The organism is Geodermatophilus africanus (assembly GCF_900107105.1).
Classification (GTDB): Bacteria; Actinomycetota; Actinomycetes; order Mycobacteriales; family Geodermatophilaceae; genus Geodermatophilus; species Geodermatophilus africanus.
Map to the genome: position 1 here is coordinate 1 of NZ_FNOT01000029.1, position 25696 is coordinate 25696.

The 25696-nt window shown below is 68.7% G+C and carries 22 protein-coding genes and 5 pseudogenes; 11 read left to right on the forward strand and 16 right to left on the reverse strand.

The window, feature by feature from the left end:
* Positions 1-230: 230 nt before the first annotated feature.
* Together BLW63_RS24855 and BLW63_RS28345 are read left to right on the forward strand one after the other, a co-directional pair.
* Positions 231-1346, forward strand: a complete 1116-nt coding sequence (locus BLW63_RS24855; protein WP_091159631.1) for an IS110 family RNA-guided transposase — start codon at positions 231-233, stop codon at positions 1344-1346.
* A pseudogene (locus BLW63_RS28345) lies at positions 1345-1533 on the forward strand (IS3 family transposase); the annotation flags it as partial. The gene BLW63_RS24855 and the pseudogene BLW63_RS28345, both read left to right, overlap by 2 nt.
* Positions 1534-2554: 1021 nt before the next feature.
* Here BLW63_RS28345 and BLW63_RS24870 read toward each other — a convergent pair.
* Positions 2555-2800, reverse strand: a complete 246-nt coding sequence (locus tag BLW63_RS24870; protein WP_091162196.1) for a hypothetical protein — start codon at positions 2798-2800, stop codon at positions 2555-2557.
* A gap of 851 nt (positions 2801-3651) precedes the next feature.
* Positions 3652-3987, reverse strand: a pseudogene (locus BLW63_RS24875) (IS30 family transposase); the annotation flags it as partial.
* Between the two features lie 46 nt (positions 3988-4033).
* Here BLW63_RS24875 and BLW63_RS28350 point away from each other — a divergent pair.
* The 3 genes and pseudogenes from BLW63_RS28350 to BLW63_RS24890 form a co-directional block, all read left to right on the forward strand.
* A pseudogene (locus tag BLW63_RS28350) lies at positions 4034-4491 on the forward strand (IS5 family transposase); the annotation flags it as partial.
* A 332-nt stretch (positions 4492-4823) separates the two neighbouring features.
* On the forward strand, positions 4824-5543 hold the full coding sequence (locus BLW63_RS24880) for a sulfite exporter TauE/SafE family protein (protein ID WP_091162198.1): 720 nt from the start codon (positions 4824-4826) through the stop codon (positions 5541-5543).
* A gap of 314 nt (positions 5544-5857) precedes the next feature.
* Entirely contained in the window at positions 5858-7099 is a 1242-nt protein-coding gene (locus tag BLW63_RS24890; RefSeq protein WP_139263805.1) for an IS701 family transposase, read from the forward strand.
* Between the two features lie 648 nt (positions 7100-7747).
* On the opposite strand, the gene BLW63_RS27600 is transcribed toward BLW63_RS24890, so the two are convergent.
* The 5 genes from BLW63_RS27600 to BLW63_RS24910 all read right to left on the reverse strand — a co-directional run bounded on the left by BLW63_RS27600 (position 7748) and on the right by BLW63_RS24910 (position 10592).
* Positions 7748-8020: an integrase core domain-containing protein gene (locus BLW63_RS27600; RefSeq protein ID WP_211517293.1), complete on the reverse strand. Its 273-nt coding sequence runs from the start codon at positions 8018-8020 to the stop codon at positions 7748-7750.
* Positions 8021-8148: 128 nt separating this feature from the next.
* On the reverse strand, positions 8149-8385 hold the full coding sequence (locus tag BLW63_RS27605) for a hypothetical protein (RefSeq protein ID WP_211517294.1): 237 nt from the start codon (positions 8383-8385) through the stop codon (positions 8149-8151).
* A gap of 209 nt (positions 8386-8594) precedes the next feature.
* Positions 8595-8912 (reverse strand): helix-turn-helix domain-containing protein, encoded by a 318-nt coding sequence (locus BLW63_RS24900; protein ID WP_091162202.1) that lies wholly within the window; start codon positions 8910-8912, stop codon positions 8595-8597.
* Between the two features lie 505 nt (positions 8913-9417).
* Entirely contained in the window at positions 9418-10293 is an 876-nt protein-coding gene (locus tag BLW63_RS24905) for an IS3 family transposase (RefSeq protein ID WP_211517295.1), read from the reverse strand.
* Between the two features lie 2 nt (positions 10294-10295).
* Positions 10296-10592, reverse strand: a complete 297-nt coding sequence (locus tag BLW63_RS24910; RefSeq protein ID WP_091162206.1) for a transposase — start codon at positions 10590-10592, stop codon at positions 10296-10298.
* A gap of 173 nt (positions 10593-10765) precedes the next feature.
* On the opposite strand from BLW63_RS24910, the gene BLW63_RS24915 reads away from it, so the two are divergent.
* The 3 genes from BLW63_RS24915 (at position 10766) to BLW63_RS29160 (ending at position 12922) form a co-directional block, all read left to right on the forward strand.
* Complete coding sequence (locus BLW63_RS24915; RefSeq protein WP_091162207.1) at positions 10766-11707, forward strand: alpha/beta hydrolase family protein; 942 nt, start codon at positions 10766-10768, stop codon at positions 11705-11707.
* 239 nt (positions 11708-11946) lie between these two features.
* The gene (locus BLW63_RS24920; RefSeq protein ID WP_170856969.1) at positions 11947-12675 is read left to right on the forward strand and encodes a trypsin-like serine peptidase; all 729 of its coding nucleotides are present in this window, start codon (positions 11947-11949) and stop codon (positions 12673-12675) included.
* Positions 12653-12922 (forward strand): carboxypeptidase regulatory-like domain-containing protein, encoded by a 270-nt coding sequence (locus BLW63_RS29160; protein WP_139263807.1) that lies wholly within the window; start codon positions 12653-12655, stop codon positions 12920-12922. The genes BLW63_RS24920 and BLW63_RS29160 overlap by 23 nt, the downstream gene beginning before the upstream one ends.
* Before the next feature lie 74 nt (positions 12923-12996).
* On the opposite strand, the pseudogene BLW63_RS24925 reads toward BLW63_RS29160, so the two are convergent.
* Positions 12997-13314, reverse strand: a pseudogene (locus BLW63_RS24925) (transposase); the annotation flags it as partial.
* 117 nt (positions 13315-13431) lie between these two features.
* On the opposite strand from BLW63_RS24925, the gene BLW63_RS29165 reads away from it, so the two are divergent.
* Complete coding sequence (locus BLW63_RS29165; RefSeq protein ID WP_091162211.1) at positions 13432-14619, forward strand: ISAs1 family transposase; 1188 nt, start codon at positions 13432-13434, stop codon at positions 14617-14619.
* Between the two features lie 69 nt (positions 14620-14688).
* Here BLW63_RS29165 and BLW63_RS24935 read toward each other — a convergent pair.
* The 5 genes and pseudogenes from BLW63_RS24935 to BLW63_RS29170 all read right to left on the reverse strand — a co-directional run.
* Positions 14689-15477, reverse strand: a pseudogene (locus tag BLW63_RS24935) (IS630 family transposase); the annotation flags it as partial.
* Between the two features lie 712 nt (positions 15478-16189).
* Positions 16190-20122, reverse strand: a complete 3933-nt coding sequence (locus BLW63_RS24940; RefSeq protein ID WP_091162213.1) for an effector-associated domain EAD1-containing protein — start codon at positions 20120-20122, stop codon at positions 16190-16192.
* Positions 20119-21192 (reverse strand): effector-associated domain EAD1-containing protein, encoded by a 1074-nt coding sequence (locus BLW63_RS24945; protein ID WP_139263809.1) that lies wholly within the window; start codon positions 21190-21192, stop codon positions 20119-20121. Before BLW63_RS24945 ends, BLW63_RS24940 begins: the two co-directional genes overlap by 4 nt.
* 16 nt (positions 21193-21208) lie before the next feature.
* Positions 21209-22339: a trypsin-like peptidase domain-containing protein gene (locus BLW63_RS24950; protein ID WP_091162217.1), complete on the reverse strand. Its 1131-nt coding sequence runs from the start codon at positions 22337-22339 to the stop codon at positions 21209-21211.
* The gene (locus BLW63_RS29170; RefSeq protein WP_425284261.1) at positions 22332-22979 is read right to left on the reverse strand and encodes a toll/interleukin-1 receptor domain-containing protein; all 648 of its coding nucleotides are present in this window, start codon (positions 22977-22979) and stop codon (positions 22332-22334) included. Before BLW63_RS29170 ends, BLW63_RS24950 begins: the two co-directional genes overlap by 8 nt.
* Here BLW63_RS29170 and BLW63_RS28360 point away from each other — a divergent pair.
* Positions 22881-23138, forward strand: coding sequence for a hypothetical protein (locus tag BLW63_RS28360; RefSeq protein WP_244522797.1), 258 nt, complete (start codon positions 22881-22883; stop codon positions 23136-23138). The genes BLW63_RS29170 and BLW63_RS28360 overlap by 99 nt on opposite strands.
* A gap of 121 nt (positions 23139-23259) precedes the next feature.
* Here BLW63_RS28360 and BLW63_RS24960 read toward each other — a convergent pair whose 3' ends face one another.
* Positions 23260-24168 carry an IS3 family transposase gene (locus tag BLW63_RS24960; RefSeq protein WP_244522798.1) on the reverse strand — a complete coding sequence of 303 codons (909 nt, stop codon included), beginning with the start codon at positions 24166-24168 and terminating at the stop codon, positions 23260-23262.
* 58 nt (positions 24169-24226) lie between these two features.
* Complete coding sequence (locus BLW63_RS28365) at positions 24227-24445, reverse strand: hypothetical protein (RefSeq protein WP_244522799.1); 219 nt, start codon at positions 24443-24445, stop codon at positions 24227-24229.
* Between BLW63_RS28365 and BLW63_RS28370 the strand changes: the two genes are divergently transcribed.
* Entirely contained in the window at positions 24408-24557 is a 150-nt protein-coding gene (locus tag BLW63_RS28370; protein WP_244522800.1) for a hypothetical protein, read from the forward strand. The genes BLW63_RS28365 and BLW63_RS28370 overlap by 38 nt on opposite strands.
* A 950-nt stretch (positions 24558-25507) precedes the next feature.
* Here BLW63_RS28370 and BLW63_RS27610 read toward each other — a convergent pair.
* A partial coding sequence (locus BLW63_RS27610; RefSeq protein ID WP_211517296.1) for a hypothetical protein occupies positions 25508-25696 on the reverse strand: 189 nt, incomplete at its 5' end.

Genomic DNA, 25696 nt, shown 5'->3' on the forward strand with positions numbered 1-25696 from the left:
CTACGACTGTGAGCATGAAGGGGTCGCTGCGGCGGCGGTCTGACCCCTGTTACGACCGGCCCTGTGGGTGCCTTCGCGTTGACGTGTCGACCGCCGTTGCAGCGACCCCCGGACCACTGGCCGGGCGGCCGTGACCTGATAGGAGCCTGATCGCAGCAGGTCCCATCGCAGTCCTGTCCGTCCCGCCCGACCAGCGGGATGCGACCGCGATCTGTGAGGAGACCTCGGCCATGACCAGGATGACCCTGCGCGCCGACGATGTCGTCGTCGGCGTGGACACACACAAGGACGAACACGCCGCGGTGCTGCTGGACGGGCACGGCGGCAGGCTCGCCGAGCTGATGCTGCCGGCCACCGCGGCCGGATTTGCCCAGGTGTTGACTCTCGCCCGCGGGCACGTCGGGCCGGCCGGGCGGCTGGTGGGCTTCGGCGTGGAGGGCACCGGCTCCTACGGGGCGGGGATCGCCCGCTACCTGCGCCGGCACGGACAGCAGGTGCACGAGGTCAACCGGCCTCCGCGTAAGGGAGAGCGGCGGCTGTCGGGCAAGAGCGACCTCATCGACGCCGAACACGCCGCCCGCCAGGTCCTCGCCGGGCTCACCCTCGCGGTCCCCAAGACCGCCAACGGGCAGAGCGAGTCGCTGCGGTTGCTCAAGATCGCTCGGGACACCGCGGTCAAGGCCCGCACCGCCGCCATGATCGCGCTCAAGGCCACGCTGGTCACCGCCGAGGAGGAGCTGCGCGCCCGCCTGGAACCGCTCACCGACGCCAAGCTCATCGCCGCCTGCGCGGCGCTCGACCCGGCGGGCGACCTGCGCGGACCGGACGCGGCGATGCGCCACGTGCTGGCCTCACTGGCCCGCCGGTGGCTGGCGCTGCACGAGGAGATCGCCGCGCACAGCCGCCACCTCAAGCAGCTCACGCAGGCCGCCGCCCCGCGGATGCTCGAGCTGGTCGGCGTCGGCTTCGACATCGCCGCCGAGCTGCTCGTCACCGCCGGCGACAACAGTGACCGAGTGCGCTCCGAAGCCGCCTTCGCCAAGATGTGCGGCGCCTGCCCCATCCCCGCCGGCTCCGGGCGCACCAACAGCCGCCACCGCCTCTACCGTGGCGGCAACCGGCAGGCCAACGCCGCCCTCTACCGGGCGGTCATCGTCCGCATGCGCTGGCACCAGCCGACCATCGACTACGTCACCCGCCGCACCGCCGAGGGCCTGTCCAAGCGGGAAATCATCCGCTGCCTCAAGCGCTACCTCGCCCGCGAGATCTACCGACGACTGCCACCTTCCGACATCGACCCAGTGCCCGTCACGAACCCCGACTCGACCGACCTCCGCGCCGCTTGACAGCTATAGGAGCTTCAACGCGCTGGCCGAGGCGTTCAACTCGCTGTTCAAGGCCGAGCTGGTCCGCAACAAGGGGCCGTGGAAGGGCATCGACGACCTCGAGATCGCCGTGGCCGAGTACATCGACTGGTTCAACCACCGCCGGCTGCATGGCGAGATCGGCCTGATCCCACCGGCCGAGCACGAGGACGTCCTCTACCGGCACAACACCGTGGCGACTACCGTCGCCGCGTCAGTTCCGAGCCTCCACTGAAGCCGGTACGGGACACCCGGCCGGAGGCCTGATCACCGCGGACTCGCTGCCTTGCCAACGCGGACACGCGGACTTCCTGGCCACCCACGGTGCGCACCACCTATTCACCGTCAAGGCCAACCAACCCCCCATGCGCACGGTGGTACGCCGGCTGCCTTGGCCGCCGCTCTGGAATCGCGGCGACGGGAACGCGGCCATAGCCGCGCCGAGTCCCGCTCGATCAAGGTCATCGACTGAGACGGCACGGGGATCCCGCAACTGCTCCCCGAGGCCCGCCAAGCGATCAAGGTCGTCCGCCGACTCACCACCGCCGGCGGACGGCGATCGGTCGAGACCGTCTACGCCCTCACCTCGCTGGACCACCGCGCCGCCGACCTCGGCCTGCTTGCCGCCTGGCCGCGGGGGCAGTGGGAGTCGAGAACCGGGTTCACCAGGTCCGAGATGTCATTCAACGTGAAGACGCCTCGCGGATCCCGACCGGCCACGGCCCGCAGATCATGGCGGGCTGCGCAACACCGCGAACAACATCGCCCGCCTGAACGGGCACGCCAACATCGCCGCCGCCCAGCGCGCTGCCGCCTGGCACCCAACGCCGTCACCGACGCTCTTGACGTGACGTAATCACCCGTCAATGTGCAAGCTCAGCCCAAAACCCTTGACGACTTGACGAGGCCCTGCAGCTCGTCCCAGGGCAGGGCGATCATCTATGCTCGCCGGATCCAATCCGTCGGGGCGTGCCGCGCTCCGGCCTGCTTGCGGATCGTATGCTCCTCGACCGCGTCGAACGGCGGACGGACGAACAGCAACTTTGGCATGGTCGATCGCCACCACGGCGTCAAATGCTTAGGTAGCCAACCTAGCTCGCATTGAAGATGCACTGGAGTCGTGGAGGCAACGCACTGGAGTCGTGGAGCCGGGGACCCGAAACCCGAGTCCCCGGCTCCGAACATTCCCGCTACTCGGACCGCGGTTCCTGGACGACTGCTCCTGACGTCGTGTCCACTCGCAGAAGGTGCCCCGCGGACGGCCGATCCACGTTCGCTTCGACGACGTCCAAGCTGCGGTCTCTCAGCGACTCGTCCACGACCGCCAGCACCTCCTCCGACGAGCAGGGCATACTCTGGCCTGATGTCACGTCGTAAACCTCGTGGGAGTGGACGACCTCACCTGTCTCGGTGTCGTACACGTAGTACTTGGGCATGCGACTCCTCCTGTCAAGGGTTTGTGATGGCGATTCCGTATCCGAGGGCGTTGAGGTCCTCCCCGTGGAAGGCTCGTAGCCTAAAGGTCACAGTTCGCCCGAACCGGAAGACGGCTCCCTGATGCAAATTCTTGAGCGCGCCTGGGTCTCCGAGGTGATCTCCTCCTTGGAGTGCCGTGCCGGTTCGGACTCCGTCGACGTGCGTTATGTCGATGCCAACCGCGTTGTCGCGGTCGAAGGTCGCGGTGCTGTCAATCCACGTAATTGCACCCCAGGCCAAGAAAGTTTGAGGTGATCCCAGGTCCATGGTGACCGTAGCGGTGGCATCTCCATTGCCGACCGCGAACAACTGTCGGATGGCTGCACCCATTCTCCTGATCCCTTCTCTGTTCTCGGTCAGATTAATCCGTCGAACGACTGGGACTCCTCCCTCCCGCCGGTCTCTTAACCAGCTGCCTCAGCTCATGGCCCTCTCATCGACGTCAACTGAAGCCATATCTACAGCCACTCGGTCGGCAGCTACGCCCGTCGCACCGAAGCGCGATGGTCAAGGGAAGCGGCCGCGGCGAGGAACGTCCACTGCCCGTTCAGGATGACGATCCCAGATGCCCCGTCACCGGATCGTCACGACAGCATCACCCGTCACCTTCCTCACGCCTTGAATTAGGGGGGTAGGCGCGGAGGGCAGAGATCGTTGGCTACCACCGACGCAAGCGGTCGTTCTCGATCACCCGGTCCGACCCGAGCGCCGAGGCCGCACCGGACCGAGTCGACCGCAAGTTCGTCGCGTCGGCGCCGAACCGGCTGTGGGTGGCCGACCTGACCTACGTCGTCACCTGGTCGGGCTTTGTCTACGTCGCGGGTCTGCCGTTCAGCGCCGCGGCCACCGCCTCGAGGTCGTCGCGGGTGTGCCTGCTCAGGTCGGTGCCCTTGGGGAAGTACTGCCGCAGCAGGCCGTTGGTGTTCTCATTCGTGCCGCGCTGCCAGGGGCTGTGCGGGTCGCAGAAGTAGATTGCCAGGCCGCTGTCGAGGTGCAGCCGGGCGTGCTGGGCCAGCTCGGCGCCCCGGTCCCAGGTCAGTGACCGGCGCAGCTGCTCGGGCAGCGTCGTGATCGTCGCCGCGATCGCCTCGCGGACCGCTGCGGCGCCGTGCCCGGCCAACGCCGGGCCGTTCTTGGCCCGCTGCCCCTGGCCGAAGAACGGACCCAATTGAGCGGGGGTCCCTCACAGATAAGGGGGCGCGCCGACCGGGCCGAACCCGGACGACCGTGGCAAACCCGGCTCCAAGCTGCACGTGCTCACCGACGCCGGGGGACTGCCATTGGCCGTGGCGGTCAGCGCGGCCAACACCCACGACAGCCTCGCGCTCACGCCGCTGGTGCAGGCCCCCCGCCGTGCGCTCCCGGCGTGGGCCCCGCCGGCGCCGGCCGGCCAAGCTGCACGCCGACAAGGGCTACGACTACGACTACCTCCGAGCATGGTTGCGCGCGCCAGATGACTCCGCGCATCGCCCGGCGCGGCGTGGAGACCTCCACCCGGCTGGGCCGCCACCGCTGTAGCGCCGAACGCTCCTTGGCCTGGCTGACCGGACATCGCCGGCTGACCGCTCGCTATGAACGTTCCGCCCGGCTGTTCACCACATTCCTCACCCTGGCCGCCACGCTAACCTGCTACAAGAAAATTCCCACATGAGCCAAGCTCCAATGCTGCAACGGCACTTCTCTGACGTGCTGGGCCGATCGCATGATTCATGGGACTACACACCGCGCAGAACGCTGGACACGCCGCCGAGACCTGAAATCAGAGGCGCTGACACACAGAAGTGCCGTTGTAGTACTGAGGAGGCCAGGGGATCCCCGATGATGGTGGCGGTTGATGCAGGCGTCGGCGACCCGCCCGATGGCCACGTCCAGTGTGGTGGTGGCGTGTCGCTGATGCTCGGAGTTGGTCACCTCCGGATGTCCAGGCCGGTCCGTGACACCGGAGTGACGTTTCGGTGACGCCGGGCTGCCAGCCTTTCACAGATGGATGGTCTGCTCCTCATCGCCGTCTTGGCCGCCGTGGTGATCGCCTTCACCGTTTCGGCCTCCGCCGGATTCGGTGGCAGTCTCATCCTCGTCCCGGCACTGGCCCTGGTGCTGGGGACCAAGTCCGGAACGGCACTGGCGGCGCTCCTGCTCGCGGCCAACAACATCGTGAAGGTATGGGCCTACCGCAAGACGATCCCGTGGCGTCGCGCCGCGCTGATCACGATCATCATCGCCGTGGGCACCGCGCTAGGAGCCCTACTCTTCGTCGCCGCTCCTGAGAAACTCGTGACAATCGCCGTGATTGTGACGTTCATCGTCGCATTCGTCGCCGAGCGATTCGACCTGTCTGGCCTGCGTCGCCGGTTCGGCGCTCCCCTGCTGGCCCTCCTATCGGGTGCAACGTCCGGCTTCAGCGGAACGTCCGGGCCGCTGAAGGGCCTCGCCGTCCGGAGCCTCGACCTTGACCGCCTACACCTGGTTGGAGCCCTCTCGGTGGCGTCCCTAGTCGGGGATGCGACCAAGACCGCAATCTGGACAGAGGCCGCGCTGATCCCGGCCAGCGCCTACCTTCTGGCGCTGGCCGCGGTGCCGCTCATGTTCGCCGCCACCTTGAGCGGCCGACGGCTGAATTCCCGGCTCGGGGAACGCGGCTTCACCGGGTTGTTCTGGCTGGTGATGACGGGATACACCGCACGGCTCGCCATCGGCCTGTGACGGCGTCTCCTACAACCGACCCGCGCAATCACCCCCCGGCGGTGCTCGACGCGGATCCGCTTGGCCGAGTGGTCCTGGCATTCGGCCTCGTGCGCCGCGCCGAGGGCGGGCAGGACCGGCAGCTACTTCTTCCGCCGGGCCGGCCGTAGCGTGAGGACCGCACCGGCGGTCTGAGCGCTCAACCGCTGACAACCTGCGTCGGCGAGCGGCGTGTCCACCCTGACCTGCCAGGCGCCCGCTACTGGAGTGGCTCGTTGGACTAGTAGTACTTCGTTAGCTCTTGTCTGAGCTGCGTTCGCGCGCTGCGATTGGGCATGACTCCGGGGGAGCTGGCCGCCGTGCGGGGGTGGTTGGAGGAGTTCGCGGCGGAGATGTTCGCGCCGCTGATGCGTCGTGATCAGCGGAACAAGGGCGCGACCTATGTGCGCGGGTTGCTGCTGGACGGGCGGCGCAAGTCGATGCAGCCGATGGCCGAGCGGCTCGGGGTGGACGAGCAGGGGTTGCAGCAGTTCGTCACGTCGTCGACCTGGGCGGTGGAGCCGGTGCGCGAGCGGCTGGCCCGTCGCGCGATCGAGGTGATCGCCCCGGAGGCGTGGGCGGTCGATGACACCGGCTTCGTCAAGGACGGAGTCGCCTCGCCAGGGGTGGCCCGGCAGTACTCCGGCACGCTGGGCAAGGTCGGCAACTGCCAGATCGGGGTCTCGGTCTCGGCGGTGACCGACACCGCGTCCTGCCCGTTGAACTGGCGGCTGTTCCTGCCGGCGAGCTGGGACGACGCCGAGGCCATCGCCGAGGGGCAGGCCTCAGCGATCCGGGGGCGGCGGGCCCGCGCCGGCATCCCGGAGGAGCAGCGGCACCGGGAGAAGTGGCGGCTGGCCCTGGAGATGCTCGACGAGCTGGCCGGCTGGAGTTTGGCCCCGCCGGTGGTGGTCACCGACGCCGGCTACGGCACCACCGCCGCCTTCCGCGAGCAGCTCGCTACCCGCGGCTGGCCCTACGTCGTCCAGGTCGCCGGCGACCTGACCGCCCACGCCGATGACGCGCTGCCCGAGCTGGTCGCCTACTCCGGGCTCGGCCCCCACCCCAAGCCCCGCTACCGGACGCGCCAGGTCGCCGTGCGCGAGCACGTGTTGGCCGCCGGACGGCACGCCGCGGTCGAGGTCTGCTGGCGCGAGGGCTCCCGCGGATCGATGACCTCCCAGTTCCTGGCGCTGCGGGTCCGCCCGGCCGGACGCCGCCCGACCGGGCGGCTGGCCGCCGACGGCTCCCTGCCGGCGGTGTGGCTGCTGGCCGAGTGGCCGCCCGAGGCCGCCGAGCCCACCGACTACTGGCTCTCGACGCTGCCGACGACCATCGAGTTGGCCGAGCTGGTCCGGCTGGCCAAGATCCGCTGGCGGATCGAGCACGACTACCGCGAGCTGAAAACCGGCCTCGGCCTGGACCACTTCGAGGGCCGCACCTTCACCGGCTGGCACCGGCACGTCACCTTGGTCACCGTCGCCCAGCTGTTCCTCACCGAACTGCGCAGCGACCCAAAAGCGGCTGCGCCGGCCTGAGCCTCTACGCGGTCCTGCACCAGCTGCAGGCCCTGCTCGCGACCTGGACCGGCACCTGCATCGTGTGCGGACAACAGATCGACGCCCACGCCCGAGCGCCGACCTAACGAAGCACTACTAGGTCACCACCACCTGACGATGAGGATGATAAGAACCCGGTGACGAGAGAGCGTCACGCCGGGATTTCGGATCCGGGCTGCAACGCCCGTCTCCCGGTGCTGAGTGGAGCGGTGGTCATCTGGGTGTGACTGTGAGGACCAGGACGGCGTCTTTGCCGACGAGGCTGTGGAACACCGGGGCATGGGCACCTCAACGCGCCATTCACCGGCTGCGACCTTTTGTCATTGATCGGTGGCCTGGCGGTCGGGGTCGTAGTCACGGGTCGCTCTGGGCAGCGCCCAGTTTCAGATTGCCCAGGCCTTCGGAAGGCTCGTGCCATCGCCGGGCGCGATGTCGACGATGAGCGTGTCCTCGAAGTCATCGGTCTGCTCAAGGTGGTCAACAAGTCTGAGTTTCCACCCTTTTCACGCAGGGAGATCAGCCGCCGAACGCGCTTGTCCCGCGGCAAGCAGCTGGCAGGTCTTCGGTCTGGGGAAAGTCGGGGAGCAGCGGGTCGGCCAGGCCGAGGTGGACGTCTCTGGGGCGGTTTCAGGCCAGCGCCTCGTGCGGGCGGACGGTGTTGTACTCGACGCGGTAGTCCTCGGCGTGGGCGACCAAGTCCAGGGCGTCGGCAATTTCTTCGAGGAACAGCTTCTCGTACTTCAGCGAGCCGAATCCGCGCTCGCGTGAGCCGTTCTGCCCGGGTGTCTTGACCCGGGTGCGCACGTGCCGCAGCTCGGGATGGGTGGCGATGAACGCCTCGAACCGGCACGACCGGAACGGCCCGCCGTTGTCGGTCACGATGGTAACCAGCGGAACCACGTTGTCCTCGGCGTCGCGCTCGGCCAGGTCGATCAGCGGGCGGCCTCGGTCAGGGCCAGCTCGACCGTGGCGATCGCGTCGTGGGAGTTGGCCGCGGGTGCCACGTGCCAGCCCAGCTCGTACTTGCTTCAGTAGTCCCGGCAGCCGGCCAGCCGCCACGTGCTGCCGGCGGTGGTCTCGAACTCGGAGAAGTCCACCTGCAACGCCTTATTGGGCCTGGTCAGCTCGGTGGCGAACGCGGCCTTGCGCCGGGCGGCCAGCGGGCGGCGTTCCCGCTGGTAGCTGGCCTCCAGCAGCAGCCCCTCCTCGCGCAGCAGGGGCAGCACGGTGGCGGAGGAGACCCGGTGCCCGTCGTGGCGGCACATCGCCCACACCTCGCGGTGACCTCACCCAGGGTGGGCCAGCGCGTGTAGGAGGCGGGCCGCCTCGCGGACGCGTTCGCGAGCCGGTCGCGGCCACGGGCCCCGCGTCGGGCGGTCGGTCCGGGCGCGAGCCTGACGGCGGCGCCAGGTGCGCTCGGGCACGCCGATCAGCGAGCAGAACCTCGTGGTCGGCATGCCCGCCTGGATGCGGATCACCTCGAGGTCCGCCAAGGGCCCAGGCGACCCTCGGCGGACTTCTTCCACACCCGCAGCTCGACCGCGGCCTCACCGAGAGCCTCGGTGAGCTCGGCGACCTCGGCCTCCAGCTGCGCCTCACGGGTCGAGGGCCCGGACTTGCCGGCCACCAGGCTGGCCCGGCCGGCCTCCAGAAGCTGCCGCTTCCAGTTGCCGACCGACTGCTCGGACACCTTCGCCCGCCGCGCGGCCTCGGCGACGGTGACCTCACCGGCCAGGATCCACAGCACGATCCGGACCTTCTCCTCAGCCGGCAACGCCGGCGGTCTCGCCATGACGATCAGATTCCTTGCCAGGTCAGGCCCCCAAGCAACGGGCCCTGTCAGGGGAGTCTGACGCGCGACACGCTGAACGTCTTCGCCTGTCGGCTGTCAAAGCGGGTTGCCAAGATTGACCCCGGTGGCTGGACATCCGCGCGAACACGTTGCTTCCACCGAGGTCCTGCGCTTGTCCTGATCATCCCCCGCCGACAGCATGTCGCACCTGACCTGCCCGACGCTCTCTGCCGGAAAGGCCGATTGAGGTCCACGCCAGTCGGCACACCTCAACCTCCCGAATGTCCGTGACCACGATGTGACGGCAATCCCCTGAAACCGTAGAGACCTGAGATTGGTCGTTTCCGATCTTGCCATGTTGTGGATCTAGGGTCTGGGCTTTCGGTAGCCGCTTGGGGGCGGCGCCCGCAGTGAGGGTCAAGGCCGGGCCGCAGGCCCGTCCGCACGGACTTGGCCTTGACCCCGGCGAGGACGCCGCCATCCTCGAGCCGCGGAAGCCGGCCGGTCATGCCGCCTGCTCCAGCAGGGCCTGTTCGTGGGCGATCGGGGACCGCATGCCCAGCGCCGAGTGGCGCCGGTCGTGGTTGTAGGTCTCGATCCAGTCGACCACCGCCCGGCGGGCCTGGGCGCGGGTGGCGAAGCGGGCGTCGCGGCGCAGCTCGAACTCCAGCGTGGAGTGCCAGGACTCGATGACCGCGTTGTCCAGCGCCGAGCCGACCCGGCCCGACTGGCGCACCCCCAGCCGGGTGCAGGCCGCCTGGAAGGCGCCGGCGGTGTACTCGCTGCCCTGGTCGGTGTGGAAAATGACCCCGGCGACCGCCTCGGCGCCGCCGCGCACCGCGATCGCCATCGCCAGCGCCGCGTAGGCCAGTGCCGCGTCGTGGTGCTCGCCGAGGGCGAAGCCGACGATCCGCCGCGAGCCCATGTCCAGCACGCTGTCCAGATACAGCTTGCCCTCGCCGATGGCGATCTCGGTGCCGTCGCCGTACCACTTGCAGTTGAGCTGATCGGCGGCGAAGTCCCGGCCGATCAGGTCCGGCGCCCGCCGGTCGCGGCGCCCGGGCCGGGTGGTGCTCTTGCGCCGCCGCTTGGGGCGGGCGACCAGGCCCTGCTCGGCGAGCAGCGCGGCGACGGTGTTCTCGCTGACCCGCTCGCCGGCCGCGCGCAGATCGGCGGTGATCGGCGGGGCGCCGTAGCGACCCTGGTGCGCGGCGAACAGCCGGGCGACCTCGATGCCCCGCCGGGCCCGCCGGGTGTGCTGGGCGGAGGCGTCGCCGTGGCGCCACTTGTAGAACCAGGCCGGGCTGACCCCGAGTGGCCGGCACGCGGTGGCGTGCGGTATGCCGTGGGCCTCCCTCTGGGCGGCGATGAAGGCGGCCACGGCTACCGGCCCATCGCCTCGGTCACCCAGAGGGCCACCGAGCGCTGGTGCACATCACGCTGCATCCGCAGCTCGGCGTTCTCCTTCCGCAGCCGCGCCAGCTCGGCGCGCTCGTCCTCGCTCAACGGACCGTTGTTGCCGTCGCGTTGGCGGCGGGCCGCGGTGACCCAGTTGCCCAGGGTGCCGTCGTTGACGCCCAGCTCCCAGGCGATCTGCGCGATCGGCTTGCCGGTCTCCGACACCAGCCGGACCGCGCCGGCCTTGGAGTCCTCGTCGAACTTCCGGTACCGCCGCACCATCGCCGCCCTCCCTCAAAGGCGCGATGTCCTCACGCTACGAGGGGAAGCCCAGTGACGCTGCGGTGACGGCTGCTGTCTTACCGTGCCCTACAGAACAGCGGCCGCCGCGGCGGTGTACCAGTAAGCATGGCCACGACCGTCGTCCGCGGCTCCCCGTAATTTGGAGGTGTGAGGTGGATTCTGTCATCATCTACGTCCACGGCGACGGAAATAAGCCCGAAGAGAAAGTCCTCAAGGAGCAGTGGGACGAGGCCCTCTTCGGAGAGGGGATGGGCGCTGCGTCGCGAATGGCCTATTGGCGCCCGCTGCGTCACCCCACGGCCCTAGCGGATTCCGACCAGGACGAGGACGACGTGCAGCCACTGCCGGGCGTGACAGAGTCGGCGGTGGAGGCGGGCCCGGCAGCGGGGGTCCCGCCGGAGGTCTTCATCTCCGACACCGTGGCTCGTGCCCGTAAGGAGGCCGAGTTGCTGACGGGGGCAGAAGCAGTGGAGGTGTCTGGGGCTGCCAAGAGGCTTGAGGACTGGCTCCGGGCAATGACCTACGCTGCGGACGCGCTCACTAGAGGGCAAATCCCGAACGAGGCTGTTACCCGGCCGCAGGAGGTACTGCCACTGCCACGCTCCCTGCGGGTCAGGGCCTTTCGGCCCCTGGTGCGACGGACCTTCCTCGATGTGCACGCCTACTTTTTCGGCGGCTATCGGGAGCCGATTCGTCAGGTGATGCGCAGCGCTCTCGAGGACTTGGACGGACCGGCAGTTGTCGTCGGGCATAGCCTCGGCTCCATTATAGCGTATGACGTCCTCGCCGAGGCCAGCAGCGCGCGGCTGCAGGTGCCGCTCTTCGTGACGGTGGGCTCACCGCTCGGAATCACGGAGGTGCAGGACCTGGTCGAGCAACCTCTCCGCGTGCCATCGGCGGTCAAGGCTTGGCTGAACGCCTCCGATATTCGCGATTTGGTGGCGCTTGACCACACGATCAGACCGGAGTACCGCCCCGAGGACCGCTGCACCGACGTTATTGTCACCAACAACAGCGGCAACCATCACGGTATCCAGGAGTACTTGCGCGCCTCGCAAGTGCAATGGGCGGTCCGGCAGGTGTGTCAGAGTTAGCGGCGTCGCCCGTCAGTGATTTGCTACGTCACAACCGAGAGGGTAAGAATCCGAACATGGTCGCGCTCAAGTCAGTGAACCACTCGAGCTCTCCCTTTGAGTCCCTCGCCGCGGAAGGCACGGCTGCGTCGGCGGTCACCGACGGTTCCCGGGGATCGGAGAGGGGCGAGGAGTCGCGCTCGCAGCGGTACCTCGTAGCGAAGGGGAAAGGCGGGCCACTTCGCTCTCCGTTCGAGACCGTGATCGGCCGGGACGAGCGCGTGCGCATCCTCGACACTGACCTGCATCCGTGGCGAATGATCTGCGCCCTGCAGATGCGCGGACCAACCGGAGCAGGGGCCATCGGCACGGGATGGTTCATTGGGCCCAAGACGGTCGTCACCGCCGGACACTGCGTGTTCAGCAACTTCTTCTTCGGTGGATGGGCGAGCAGCGTGGAAGTGGTCCCCGGACTCAATGGCCAGGGCAGCGACTCGGGAGCGCGCCCTTACGGCAGTGCAACCAGTACTCGTTTCTCCTCGGTGGACCAGTGGACCTCCACTGAGGACCCAGACTTCGACATAGGCTGCATCCACCTCGACGAGGCCTTGGGCAAGCGCGTCGGTTGGTTCGCGGTCGGCGCGCTGCCGCCAGAATATTTGCAGGGCTTTCTGCTGAACGTATCGGGCTACCCCGGCGACCGGGGCGACGGCCTGGAGCAGTACCACGGCCGCAATCGTGCGTTGCGAGTAAGTGAGCGGCGACTGTTCTATGAGATCGACACGTATGGCGGGCAGAGCGGCGCGCCGGTGTGGATTCAGGAGGACGAGGACAGTCAGCCCGTCGCTGTGGGGGTGCACGCCTACGGCGTCGGTGGCACGCCCGCCGCCCTGGGGATCACCGCGAATTCAGCGCCGCGGATTACCCCCGAGGTTTTGAACACGTTCATTGAGTGGGTCGGGCAAGATGGCGGTTGGTCCGAGGGGTGAGTTGACCGGGCGGATTGGCCGGGTCGTCGACGCCGACGGTGACGTCGTCCCCAATGCTCTAGTGGCCGTCGTCGCGGCCGCCGTGCCCATGCCCGAGATCGGCCTCCGCTGTGATGATCAAGGACGGTTCTTTCTGCGACTGCCTCCCGGTAGCGTCACATTGCGAGCACACAGCCGGCAGGGCAATGGCGAGGTGGAGATCCAAGGCCAGTCGGCTGATGAAATCCTGATCGTTGTGCGGCCCTGAGGCACAGGTCAGTGGATTGGTACACGCCCGCTATCGCGACCGACCGAGGCAGATGCACGGCCTTGGCCGACGCCCTAGTGCTCCGTGGCTGACGTCGCTTGTGTCTTGCGGTGGCGCGGGTCGGTGGCCTTGGCGATGACCGTGTCGGGGTCTTCGGTCCAGGTGAAGGGTGCGCAGCGGTCGTTCCAGGCGTCGATGAAACGCTCGATGGCGGCGGTGAGGTCGGCGACGGTGGGAAAGCTGCCGCGGCGCAGGGCCTGGCGGCTGATGATCGAGAAGAACGCCTCGACCAGGTTCAGCCAGGAGCCCGAGGTCGGGGTGAAGTGCAGCTGCACCCGCGGGTGCCGGGCGAGCCAGGCCCGAACGGCGGGGTGCTTGTGGGTGGCGTAGTTGGCCAGGGCCGCGTCAAAGTCGTTGAGTTAGGGGTCTGCGCTGGGCGGATGAGGGCGGGCATGGGCCCTGTGGTGGTCTGAGGTTCTCTACGCCGTCGACCACCAGCGAGATGACCCATGCCCGCGTCTGCATCTTCCCTGTCCGCATCGCTGCCAGCGTCGGCGACCGTCCCTGGGCCGCTGTCCGCGGCCGACTCGATCGGCCTGGTGCAGGCGCTCAAGGCGGTCCCGGACCCGCGTCGGCGGCGGGGGCGTCGTCACGGTCTGCAGTCGGTGCTGCTGCTCGCGCCGCAGGCGGTGATGGCCGGCGCCTCGTCGTGGGTGGCGATCGCGCAGTGGGCGGCAACCGCCCCGCAGGCGCTGGGCGTTTGTGGCGCATCGCCGTCGGCGGCCACGTTCCGCCGGGTGCTGGCCGCGGTCGACATCACCGCCGTGGAAGCCGCGTTGACGACCTGGGTGACCGGCCGCCAAGCGCGCGCCCGAGCGCAGCAGCCGGCGGGAACGACGGCGGCCGCGTGCCGCACCGTGCTGGCCGTGGACGGCAAGACGCTGCGCGGCTCGACGGCGGCCGGCGGTCGGCCGACCAAGCTAGTGTGCGTCTACGACCACGCCCACCAGTTGGTCCTCACCCAGGTCGCGGTGCCCGGCGGAGACGAGGTCGCCGCGTTCGCCCTCGCCCTGGCCGCGCTGCCAGAGCTGGCCGATGTGCTGGTCACCGCGGACGCGTTGCACTGCCAGCGGGGACATGCGGACTTCCCGGCCACCCGCGGCGGGCACTACCTGTTCACCGTCAAGGGCAACCAGCCGCTGCTGCGCCAGGAGCTGAGGTGCCTGCCGTGGGCGCAGGCTCCCGGCACCCGCCGCCGCGGAACCGGACATGGCCGGACCGAGTCCCGCTCGATCAAGGTCATCGACCTGGACGGCACCGACGCTCAGGCGCTGTTCCCCGGCGCCCGCCGGGCGATCAAGGTCGTTCGCCGGCGACGCGTCGGCGCACGCAAGCCCTCGGTGGAGATCGTGTACGCAGTCACCTCCCTCGACCACCGAGGGGCCGACTGCCGGCTCCTCGCCGACTGGTTGCAGGGGCACTGGGCCATCGAGAACAGCGCCCACCACGTCCGCGACGTCACCCAGCGTGAAGACGCCTCGCGAATCCGGCTTGGCGCCGGACCTCAGCTCATGGCCGCGCTGCGCAACACCGCCACCAACATCGCCCGGCTGACCGGCCACGCCAACATCGCCGCTGCTCAACGCACTGCCGCCTGGAGCCCCACCGCGATCACCGAGGCACTCCACGCAGCATGATCGACAAGGACCAGGCAGGTCACGGCCACATTCACGACTTTGACGCGGCCCTGCGTAGTTGGCGACCACCACGTGCAGCTCGCGGCGCGGATAGGCGGCGGCGACCTGCTTGAGAAATGCCAGGAACTCCTGGTGCCGGTGGCGCTCGGTGCAGGCCTCGGTGACCCCCCGCCCGGTGGCCACCTCCAGCGCCGCGAACAGCGTCGTGGTGCCGTCTCGGACGTAGTCGAAGCTGGCCGCCTCCGGGTGCCCGGGCCGGACCGGCAGCACCGGCGCGGTCCGCTCCAGGGCCTGCAGCTGCGGCTTTTCATCCACGCAGAGCACCACCGCCTTCTCCGGCGGATGCAGGTAGAGCCCGACGACGTCACAGATCTTGCCCTCCAGCTGCGGGTCGGTGGAGAACTTGAACGTCTCCGTCCGCCAGGGCTGCACGCCGAAGCGGTGCCAGATCCTCGCCACCGTGGCGTGCGAGATCGGCGTGCCCTCGCCGGCCAGCGCCGCGGCCAGCAGCCGCGAGGACCAGTGGGTGGCGCCGTACTGGGTCGGCGGCTCGGTCAGGGTCAGCTCCAGCACCCGGTCCCGGAGCGCCTCGGGCAGCGGGGAGGGCTTGCCCGGCCGCGGCAGGTCGGCCAGCCCGGCCAGGCCGGACTCGGCGTAGCGGCGCCGCCAGGTGACCACTGTCGGCTCAGCGCACCCGACGATCGCGGCGATCTGCTTGCCCGGCAACCCCTCGGCGGCCAGCAGCACGATCCGGGCCCGCTCCACCTCTCGGGCCGGCGCCCCCTTGGCCCGTGCCCGCCGCTGCAACTCCCGCGGGTCGGCCTCCGGCACCACCACAGTCCGCACGTGAGCGGCCATAAAGAATGGTCGCCCCCGATCGGGGATGACATCAAGAATTACAGCAACGGAGCACTAGCTGGTCGAAGCAGAGCGAGGAGATTTACTGCTCCGTCGTCGCACGCAAGGGTGCTCACGCTCGGCGACTTCGCCAACCTCGAAGCCCCGCCGAGGGTCTGCTGGCATTCAGGGCCACTACAACCCCAGAGCCGAGCCCTTCGACTGGCACCTCAGCCGCAAGTCACTTGAGCGACTGCTCAATCGGCTATCCGCCCACTACCTCCAGGCCGCATGACCCCCGACCCTCCAACGGGCAGAACCACTAGCCCGAAACGACCAGACCGGGACCCCTCCAGGAAGCAGGCCAACTCACATGGGTGACCCCGTGACCTGAGTGCACCTGGGTGACCAGCTACCGTTCGACGAATAGCAGCCCGTGTCTAGCATGCCGCAGGGTCATAATCTGGGCGGGGCGGAGCATTAGAGCATCATCTTGCGCGGCCGAGGCTGAGAGCCGGGCGAAGCAAATTTCCAGCCAGGTCTCGCGAATGGCCTCCTAGACGCTATCCACGAGCGCGGGATTCTCAGCTTTTCGGGATGCTGTGGAAGCGCTCCTAGCCGAGGTTACAGTCAGTCGAGAGTATGCCTGGAGCAGGACTATATCGCTCTCGTTGGCTGGCGTAAACAGCGAAGTACCGTCGGGCGGATTAATGGGCTTCACGAGGGGGCCACTTTATGCGAATACTGCGCCGAGCAGGCCGCCGTGGCCCTGCTGGCGGAGATCGCCGAGGACCGCCGACATCAGGATGCCGGTGAACGTGCGGCGCGCGTTGACCGGGTCCGCAATCGACAGGCCGATGTTGAACGCCACCAGCTGAAGGTCGAGGGTGAAGCAGGGGGCGCCGGAGGACCCGGGCATGCTGGCGAGGTCGTAGTAGACGCGGGTGCCGTCGAGGCTCAGCCCGACCACCGCGTCCTGACCGACTGTCAGGTTCAGCGGCCCCCCGCGGGAATGCTGGACTAGGGCGAGCGCGTCGCCCAGGTCGATGCGGGGCGGCGGGTCGGGCGCCTCGATCCAGCGGCGCAGGGTCCCGCTCGACTCGACCTGGGGGTCGCCGACGGGTTGCGCGCCCGGATGCCCGGCGACTTGCAGCAAGTTGTAGCCCAGCCGGCCCGGCTGATTGCCGTACTCACTGCGGGCCAGGATGCTCGCGACCTTGAACTCTATGCCCGAGGTGACGGCCCGGCCGCTGCGGTCGGTCTTGTAGTCGAAGCGGAGGACCACATCCTCCAGTGGCATCCCGCCCTCGTGCACCGGCGCCAGCATGTGGTCAGCCGTCAGCACAAGGTCGACGCCGACGAGGAAGCCCGTGCCGCTGACTCGGTCGCCGACCTCGACCCGGCAGACCTGGCCCTCAATTGCCGCCAGGCGCCTCGTCCAAGTGGTGGGGTCGATCCCCGACAGCGCGGCCGCCTGGGTGACCAGAGCGGGGTCGCCTGGAACGAGCGTCGAAAGGCCGAGCTCCTCGGCGACCTGGGCCAGTTCCACGTTGGCCGGGTGGGCTTCCCTCGCCTTGACGACGAGCTGCTCGACCCAATTCTCGGCGACCGCGGACTGGAGCACATCCCAGACCGCGACCTGCAGGCTTCCTGGCGCCGAGATAGCGTCGAGGCTCCGGTCGAAACGGAAGCGCAGGAAGTCCCGGAGCTCGGTGGTGGAGCGGAACGCTGACACCAGGGCGCCGGACAACCGGGCCAGGGTGAGCGCGGGGAGCGACGCCGACCGAGGTCGGCCGACAAGCTCGACCAGGTTGTCGCGGGCGGCCCGGGTGGTCGGTCGCTCAACGCCGAGCGCCGACCGAAGCACGTTGGCAAACGCGTCAAGGACGTCGGGCGTCACGAAGGCCGTGTGCTCGTCGAGCAGCCGAACGAGCACGGACGAGACCGTCGTGTCGCTGGCGGTGAGCAGGAACCGTCCCAATGAGGCGGTGAGCGAGTCGCCGATGGGGATGCCGAGCTCGCGCGTGAGGAGGCCGGGGTCCTTCCCGATGTTCTTAGAGTGCTCAAGGTCGGAGCTGGCGATGGCGGACGCCAGCCGTCGCACGGCCGACTCGTCGGTCCGCGGCAGCCCTGAGGTACGGAGCACCCGCGAGAGGCGCGGGACGTCGTCCACCCCGAACAGCGACCCGACCCAGTGCGCCAGCGCGGGGTCATTGCCAAGGACCTCGTCGGGCAGGTCATCGAAGAGCTTCCGGAGCTCGCCATGCAGCTCGACGCCGTCCGCCGCCGGCTGTGGGGCGAGGCGGCCCAACGCCAGCCGATGAGCGACGGCGTCCAGCCGGTCGGCCGCAGTGGTCACGCTCTCCGTCAACCACTCGAGCCGCGAGAGCAAGCGTGGTGTGTCGTCTGCTAAGGCCGAGGCAAGCGTCACCTCGGCCTGCTGGAGGGCCAGGTCGAGCGCCTGCCGCCGTTCCCCATGGGTGATTGCGCGGTCGATGCCGTCCTCCAGCACGGCCAGGCTGTCCTGCCATTGGCCCAGTCGGGCCAGCGCGGTTGCCTGCAGGCTGACCACTGGACTGGCCGGAGTCCGGTCGGGGCGCGCCTCTAACTCCGCCAGTGCCTCCCGGGGCTGCTCCTGCAGCAGCAGCTCCTGAGCCTTGCGTTCAACCAGCCGCTCCCAGTCCTCCAGGTCGGCCAGACGGCGTGTCTCTTCGTCCACCTCGATCTTAAGCCGAGAAGCGAGGTAGGCGCGCCGTTTGCCGGAAAACTCCGAGAGGACGTTCGTCAGGTGTCGCTCCACGCCCTCGATCCAGCGCGGATTGATTATCGCCGGCTCCTGCCCCAGCGCCAGTCGCAGGTAGATTTCCTCGGCCCGCTCGCGCGGCTCCGGCGGTCGCCGCTCGTAGTACCGGACGGCCGACTGGCGGATTGCCCGTGCCTGCTCCGGCTGCTCTGCCTCGAGCAGCCGCAGCATAAGCAGCCGGAGGTCCGGGCGGTGCTCGAGCGCGCCGTCGCTGGCCACGACCACTAGCGAGACCACGCGCTTGAGCTCCTGGAACAGCGCCTGGGCCTGCTCAAGTGAGCGGACATTCAGGCGGCAGGGAACAGCCAGCGCCTCCAAGATCAGGTCGGGTGTCAGCCGCCGGAGAACCAGCCCCGGATGGGCGAGCTTTTGGACATCCGGGTTGCGGATGCGGCCAAGGATACGTTGGTACAGCTGCCGCTGGATAACGCCATCGTCGACCCGGATGTAGAGGAACTCGCGGCTGGCGATGTCCAGCCGTCCATTGGTGAGTCCCTCCTCACGGACTAGCTCGGCCGCAAGCTTCAGGCTCATCGGGCTGCCACCGACCTGGCGGGCGATACGGCGGGCGACCGAAGGGTCCGAGATACCGTGGGCGAGCAGGTAGCCGACCGCCGCCTCCTCGTCGAGCCCCTCCAGGGGCAGCTCGTCGGTCCTACGACCAGGAAGCTGTCCCCGCCCGGCGATGCACACCCGGAGCCGGTTGATGACCGGCTGGAGCTGCTCCAGCAGGGTCCAGACCGCCGCCACATCCTCCTCGCTGCGCCATTGCACCTCCTCGAAGGTATCCACCACAAAGAGCACCGGCCGGTCGTTGGCTCCCAGGGAGTCAATCAGGCGCGCGAAGTCGCGGACGGCGGTGCTCCGGGTGCGGACAATGCTTCGCGTCGCCGCCCCTGGCGACTTCCCGCCGGGCTGCTGGGCGCTGATAAGCAGCTCCGTCCAGCTGTCACGGATGCGCTGGCACCGTTCGCGAGCCTGGGGGTACTCGATGGCGAGCTGCCGGAGGGCTTCGATGAGCAGCGTCAGCGGCTCTGAGGCGTCGACGTCGGGCCGGTCGAAGTCGAGGTAGACGAATGGGAAGCGGTCCCGCTCTAAGGCCTGGGCGTGCTCGAGGATGAAGCGCGCGAGCAGCGTGGACTTGCCGACCCCCCCGGGGCCATAGATGAGCAGCGGTGGCTTCTCGTGGAGGCTGGTGACCCGGGTGACGAAGCGGGCCGCGGAGCTCCCGTGGTCCGTCGGCGGCAGCACCTCAGCATAGGACCGCAGACGCCGCAGCTCTTTGACCCGGCCACGGAAGGATGTGCCGGCAAGATGCTCAAAAGGCTCAAGGAGCGTCAGCCAGTCGATGCGTCGCTGCAGGGCGTCACGCCCGGGCAGTCCCTCGAAGCCCGCCGCTCGGAGCCATTCGGTCGCCTCGTAGCTGGAGGCCAGCTGAGCGAGGGACTGCTCATCCAACGGCGGGGCGCTCCCCTCCAGGTAGTCGTGAAGTATCCCGTGTGAGCCCTCAGGAACCTCCTTGTTGGCCGTCAGCGCGCCAAGGACGCGTCCGCGCTCGCGGAGTTGTCGAAGCACGGCCACGCGGAACTCTGGCGACAGCGTCCAGCGTCTCTCGCCGGTCCGGTCGACCGTCCGGGTGGCATGGGCCAGAAGCTGGTCGATGCTCTCCGGCTCTCCGGCCCCCGCCGCCGGGTGGATTGTCTGTGGATCGAACCAGTTCAGCACCGCCGCGGCCTCGTGGAGCCGCCCGTACTCGCGGACCGGCCGCGGCGGCGGGCTTGGCATGTCCTCGTCGGTCTCAAGTAGGGCCACTACCTCGTCGACTAGGGCGCCGAGACGATCCTCCTCGCCGGCGGCGCTCACCGGCCACCGCCCACGCTCGCGGCCCGCTCGAGCTCCTCGCCCGCCCGCTGCCCGAGGGTGGTGAGGAAGTCGGCGTCCTTGGGGTCGAGGCCCTGGAGGACCCGCCGGACGGCCGCCGTCAGCCGCGGCTTCTCGAGCGGGATCCCGTGCTCCTCGAAGGCCTGCACAAAGAACTCGGCCAGCTGGCGCTTCCCGATCGCCTCGATCTGCTCCTCGGCCAGCGTCGGGTAGACGACCCGGTGAAACGACTCCTTGTAGCCGAGCAGGACGAGCCGGTAGCGAGTCAAATTCGTGCTGACGCGAATCGCCAGCTCTTTGATGAGGTCAAAGGTCGGCTGGGTCACCGGGACGCTGTTGAAGGCGTCAATTACGATCCATCGGCGCTCGGGGTCGTTGAGTGCCTCCGCCTCGAGGACGTTGCAGAAGTCGAGCACCCAGCTTGCCCACTGCGCGTCGCTGGGCGGATCGGGAATCTCGACCTGGTATTGCAGCTTTTGTACCAAGTCCTTGGCGAGGTCGATCGGCTCAATCAGCCGCTCCGGGCCGAGCAGCCGCTTGTAAGCCTCAAGATCGATCGGGACGAGCTTGAACTGGCTTCGCCGAAGGTGGAGGTAGGAGATGAGTTGGACGCTGTAGGACTTCCCGGTCTTGTCGCCGCCCGTGACCACCAGGATTCGTTTGCCTAGCGGCTGACTGAGGATCTCGAGCTTAGCTCGCAGAATCGCCCGGTCGATGAGCACGTAGCTGCCCGTCAGGCGCGTGACCTGGAAGTCGCTGATGGCAGCGGCGGGGACCAGCGGATGGAGCTCTTGAAGGAGCCGCTGGAAGGCGGGATCGGGAACCAGCTCACGCGCCTTGGACACCAGATGGGGGAGCCAGTCCCTAGTCTCCGCGTCCCGGATTACCGCCGCCACGTTCTCTTCGAGGGTGTAGTGCTCGACGGTTATCCGCTCATACTGTTGGTTGAGCTGCCGCAGCAGGTCGGTCATCTTCGCCGGGCCAGGGAAGCCCGCCAGCAGCGCCTCGCGCAGGGTCTTGTATTGGTCGGGGGTCAGCTTGATCAGTGGCATGGTGGTGGGCCTCCGCTCATACACCCACGCCGAGCAGGTCGTCCTTGCCCCGCGCGGTGAGCAGCTGGCGAATCGCGGGAAGGGGGATCCCCTGGTTGAAGTCGGGCGGCTTTCCCTGCAAGTACTTCGGGTCGCCGCTGTGGTGGAGGGCCACCCACTGCCAGTCGGGGCCGAAGCAGGGGGAGCCGGAGGACCCGGGTTTGGTAGTCGTGGTGTACCTAACGCGCGTCCGGCTGGCGTTGAGGCCGACCACGGCCTCGCTGTCGATCGCGACCTGCATCGGACCCCCGTCCGGGTGCTGGACGATATAGAGCGACCGCTGGCTGGAGAAATTGTGCTCCTCGGCCGGCATTTCGATCCACTTGCGGGGCGTCGGGTTTGGGTCGCCGGTCGGACCGCCAACCGGCGCGTCCCCGGGCGTCCCGTCGACCGACAAGAGCGCGTAGTCCAGCTCGTCGGGCGCCGGGTCCTGGGCGGGTGCCACCTCGAAGTCGCGTGGGCTGTAGCGGCTGAAGTCGAGCAGCCAGTTTGCGGCCAGCCGGAAGGTGGTTCCCGCCTCCACGGTGACCCCATCGTCGGCCACCTTGTGATCAAATCGGAGCACGGCCGCGGCCGGCGCCACCGAACCGTCGTGGAGCTTTTCAATAACGTGGTAGTTGGTGAGCACGACGCTAGGCCCAACCAGGAACCCCGTGCCCTTAGCCACTAGCTCGGGGAACTCGACCCGGCACACGCGTCCCTCGATCTCGCCCAGTCGTCTGCGCCAGGTGCCGATGTCGAACGTGGACTGGGCGTCCTTGATTTTCAGCTCCAGCTGCTGGCCCTGTAACGGCCGTTGGCCGCCGCCGTCGACCGCAACTGTCGTTGGGGATAGGCTGAACTGCTCCCCGAACGCGAGGAGGCCCGGATCCCCGGATGCCGCCTTGCGGGCCTCCGACAGCAGGTCACGCCACCAGAGCCGGGCGTTCGCCTCTTGGATCACCCGTCGCAACGTGGTTCGGTAGTCATCGTTCGCACCGGCATAGTTCCAGGTGTGCCGATTGAGGCGGTAGAGCAGGAACTCGTCGAACCGTGGCGGCGAGAACGCGGCCCCGAGCAAGGTTCCAAGGTCTTCTATCTGTGATCCGGACAGACGAAGGTCAGCCATCAGTCCCTCCTGGCGGGCGTCCGCCCAGTCTAGCGAGTGGAACAACTCCCGGATCGGAGCCCCACCCAGAGCCACCCGCAGATACTTGCAAATTCCGTGGGTGCGTCGGCCGATGTAACGATCCAGGGCCTGCCGGTTCTTCAGGTGGCTGATGCCGTGCTCGACGCGGATCCGCTTTGCAGAGTGGGCCCAGGGTACGGCCTCGTGGGCGGCGACGAGGGCGGTTCGAGATCAACCCACACCGCGGCATGGTTCGAGGCGTGGTCATCTCTGCCCAGCGGCCCGACGGAAAGTTCAGCTGCCGGTACTGACCCGCGGCGTCGATCCGCAGCAGCGTCTCGGCCGCCTCGGCCCGTGACGCGGCCGGGTCGGTGGTCATGTTCACGTACGGGCGGAGTTGAGCAGCGGATGCCGCACTCCCGGTTTGGTGCGCACCGCAACAGCCGGCTGCCGCGTGAGCAAATCCGGGCTCAGCGCTACACCGGGGGGATGTAGGCGAGGTGAGGATGCACAGAATCGCGTCGGCCCAGCGCAGCCGCTCGTGCAGCCGCTGCTGCCACTCCTCGCCGACGAGCAGGCCGTCGGACAGGTGCTGGTCGAGAAAGACCTCGTGGTCGTCGTCGACCAGCCACCGGTGCACCTCCGCGGCCAGCGCGGCGTCCTTGCTGGAATGGCTTATGAAGACCCTGGCCATCGCTCCTCCCAGCGGAGTTCGCCGCGCCAGTCCAGCGTCGCGAACAAACCACGGACGGTCAACGCAAACCGCTACCCATGCCGAGCGCCGACGAGCGCCTGGTGATACCGCCCTGGTGGGCCAACTCGGTGGGCGACGCTCGTGCTCTCTCTGCTTCCGCCCTTGGGTGCGCTCGGCTGCTCCTAGGGAGTGCCTTGCCCCCTGATCTTGGACACGTGATGGGTGCCTAAGCCGCGGTTGGCAGCCTAGCCGGGGCCCAGCCGGCCTCGTAGACGGTGGGACTGGTCTGTCCGCAGGCGGAGTGCCGTCGGCGGCTGTTGTAGCGGGTGATCCAGCCGAACACGTCTCGCCGGGCGTGGGCGGGGCTGTCCCAGCCGGCGGCGCCGGCCAGGGTTTCCCGCTTGAGGGTGGCGTTGAACGACTCGGCCAGCGCGTTGTCGGCGCTGTAGCCGACCGCGCCCATCGACCGCACGACGCCGAGGTGGTCGCACAGCTGGGCGAAGGCCCGGGCGCTGTACTGCCCGCCGTGATCGCTGTGGAAGATCGCCCCGGCCAGGCTCCCGCGGGTCGCGGCGGCCGCGAGCAGGGCGTCAGCGACCAGCTCGGTGCGCATGTGGTCGGCGATCGACCACCCCACCAGCCGGCGGGAGTAGCAGTCGATCACCGTGGCCAGATACAGGTTCATGCCCTCGCCGCAGGGCAGGTAGGTGATGTCTCCGACGTACTTCACGTTCGGGGCCGCGGCGGTGAAGTCGCGCTCGAGCAGGTCGGGCACCTGCTGACCGGCCGGCTCGCCGATCGGGTGCGCACCGGCCGGCGCAACCGGATCCCGGCGATCTTGTGCTCGGCCATCACGCGGGCGACCCGCTTGTGGTTCACCCCGCTCGCTGTCTGGGGCGCCGTCGTTGAGCTCGGCGGTGATCCGCGGCGCCCCGTAGGCCCGGTTGGCCCGGTGGTCGGCGTGCACCGCGCGGATCCGTTGCGCGAGCTCGGCCTCGGCCGCGGCGCGAGCCGCCCGGGCCGGCGCGGTGGCCTCCCAGGCGTAGAACGCCGACCGGTGCACGTCCAGCAGCCGGCACATCCGCTTCACCTCGAAGGCGTCTCGGTGGTCGGCGACGAACTGGAAGCGGGTCACCAGCGCGTCTCCCCGGCGAAATACTTGGCTGCCGCCCGCAGGATGTCCCGCTCGGCGTTCAGCTTCCGCTCGGCGGCCTCCAGCTCGGCCACCCGGGCGCGCAGCCTGGCCAGCTCAGCGGCCGGCGTCTCACCGTCCGGCGTCGGCGGCGAGCCCCGCCCGGGGCGCGGATGCAGCGGCACCCGGCGTCTTTCAGCCACCCCGACAACGTCGAGTCCATGATCCCCAGGTCTCCGGCGATGCCCACCACCGTCGCTCCCGGCGTCGACCGGTACAGCTCGACCGCGTCCCGGCGGAACTCCTCGGAGTACGTCTTCCTCGCCACGTCCGGATCGTCTCGCTTCCTCCAGGCCAAGACTGGATTGAGCGTGTCCAAGATCAGGGGTTAGGGCCCGGCTGGTCAGGACCAGAGACCAGGGACAGGAAATGTCCCAGGGGGTCAGCCGCCGTGCCGCCGTTGTCGGCCGCGACCGTGCGGGAGCGACTCGCTGCACCATCGCAGCGGCCGGTGCGCAGGTTGACCCGCCGCTGCCGATCGGCCTCAGCGAAGGCGAGCACTCGGCGGTTGGACGGCGAGGGGCCGGTACCGACGTAGAGCAGCGTGGCGTCCAGCAGCCGGGAGCGCTCTGCGGCCACTCGGCATCGGCGTTCTCCTCCGGACGGACGGCAAGCAAGGCGTGCAGCCTCGCCGGCCGTCGATCCCCGGGAGCCCTAGACAGGTCAAGGTGACGGGCAGGACGCGTCTAGACCTGGCTGCCCGCCACCGCCCAAGGAACGTGCGCTCGCGCGCGGATCTCGCTCTGCCAGCGCAGGCCGCAGCCCCACAGGCACGAGGTGAACTGAACCGGGGGCGTTCCCATCCGCTCGATGTCAGGCCTCCGGCGACCGTCCGCAGGTCCTCCCCATCCGTCCTGCAACATCCCCGCCGGGCCTATGTCGCAGATCAGTGCCCGGTCCCCGTAGCGCAAGATGCGGTGCTGTGCAGACGTGGGACGAAGTAGCGGAGGCGACCCGGGCGGCGATCGAGGCGGTCATAGACGGGCGAGAGGACCACGCCGTCCTGACGTTGGCGGACAGCAACAGCTACGTGCAGTGGGCGCTCGACGAGGGAGCGTTGCGCCTCGAGGTGTCCAGCAACGAGGCGCTGGAGGCAGACGTCCTGCCCCCCGCCGCCCTGAACAAGCTTCCTGCCTCTTCGTCGTCACCCCGCTGCGGTGGGCGTGTCGCTCAGCCTGTCCACGACCGGGAAAGGCTCAGTCCCTCCACCAGGATTGAACAACACCGCGCAGGTCATTAACCATCTGAGTGAGACAAGCTCTTCGGGAACTCGGCAACCACGTCACGTTCCACAGACGTCGACGTACTCAAGACCCGGTACATGAATTGCCCACTCGCCGCGGCTCAGGCCACCGCCGGTGATGGAGCATGCGCGCTTCAAGGCATGAGCTTGGAGCTCAATGAGGCTGGTCAGGTCTCGTAACCGCACCGTGCCGTCATCGCCGGCGGAGGCCAGCAGGGGCTTGTCCGG

Bases quoted from the DNA above. Each gene is read 5' to 3' on its own strand.
- BLW63_RS24855 (WP_091159631.1), top strand. From the start codon at position 231: ATGACCAGGATGACCCTGCGCGCCGACGATGTCGTCGTCGGCGTGGAC.
- BLW63_RS24870 (WP_091162196.1), bottom strand. From the start codon at position 2,800: ATGCCCAAGTACTACGTGTACGACACCGAGACAGGTGAGGTCGTCCAC.
- BLW63_RS24880 (WP_091162198.1), top strand. From the start codon at position 4,824: ATGGATGGTCTGCTCCTCATCGCCGTCTTGGCCGCCGTGGTGATCGCC.
- BLW63_RS24890 (WP_139263805.1), top strand. From the start codon at position 5,858: ATGACTCCGGGGGAGCTGGCCGCCGTGCGGGGGTGGTTGGAGGAGTTC.
- BLW63_RS27605 (WP_211517294.1), bottom strand. From the start codon at position 8,385: ATGTGCCGCCACGACGGGCACCGGGTCTCCTCCGCCACCGTGCTGCCC.
- BLW63_RS24900 (WP_091162202.1), bottom strand. From the start codon at position 8,912: ATGGCGAGACCGCCGGCGTTGCCGGCTGAGGAGAAGGTCCGGATCGTG.
- BLW63_RS24910 (WP_091162206.1), bottom strand. From the start codon at position 10,592: ATGGTGCGGCGGTACCGGAAGTTCGACGAGGACTCCAAGGCCGGCGCG.
- BLW63_RS29160 (WP_139263807.1), top strand. From the start codon at position 12,653: ATGGCGGTTGGTCCGAGGGGTGAGTTGACCGGGCGGATTGGCCGGGTC.
- BLW63_RS29165 (WP_091162211.1), top strand. From the start codon at position 13,432: ATGCCCGCGTCTGCATCTTCCCTGTCCGCATCGCTGCCAGCGTCGGCG.
- BLW63_RS24945 (WP_139263809.1), bottom strand. From the start codon at position 21,192: ATGCCACTGATCAAGCTGACCCCCGACCAATACAAGACCCTGCGCGAG.
- BLW63_RS24950 (WP_091162217.1), bottom strand. From the start codon at position 22,339: ATGGCTGACCTTCGTCTGTCCGGATCACAGATAGAAGACCTTGGAACC.
- BLW63_RS28370 (WP_244522800.1), top strand. From the start codon at position 24,408: ATGCCCACCACCGTCGCTCCCGGCGTCGACCGGTACAGCTCGACCGCG.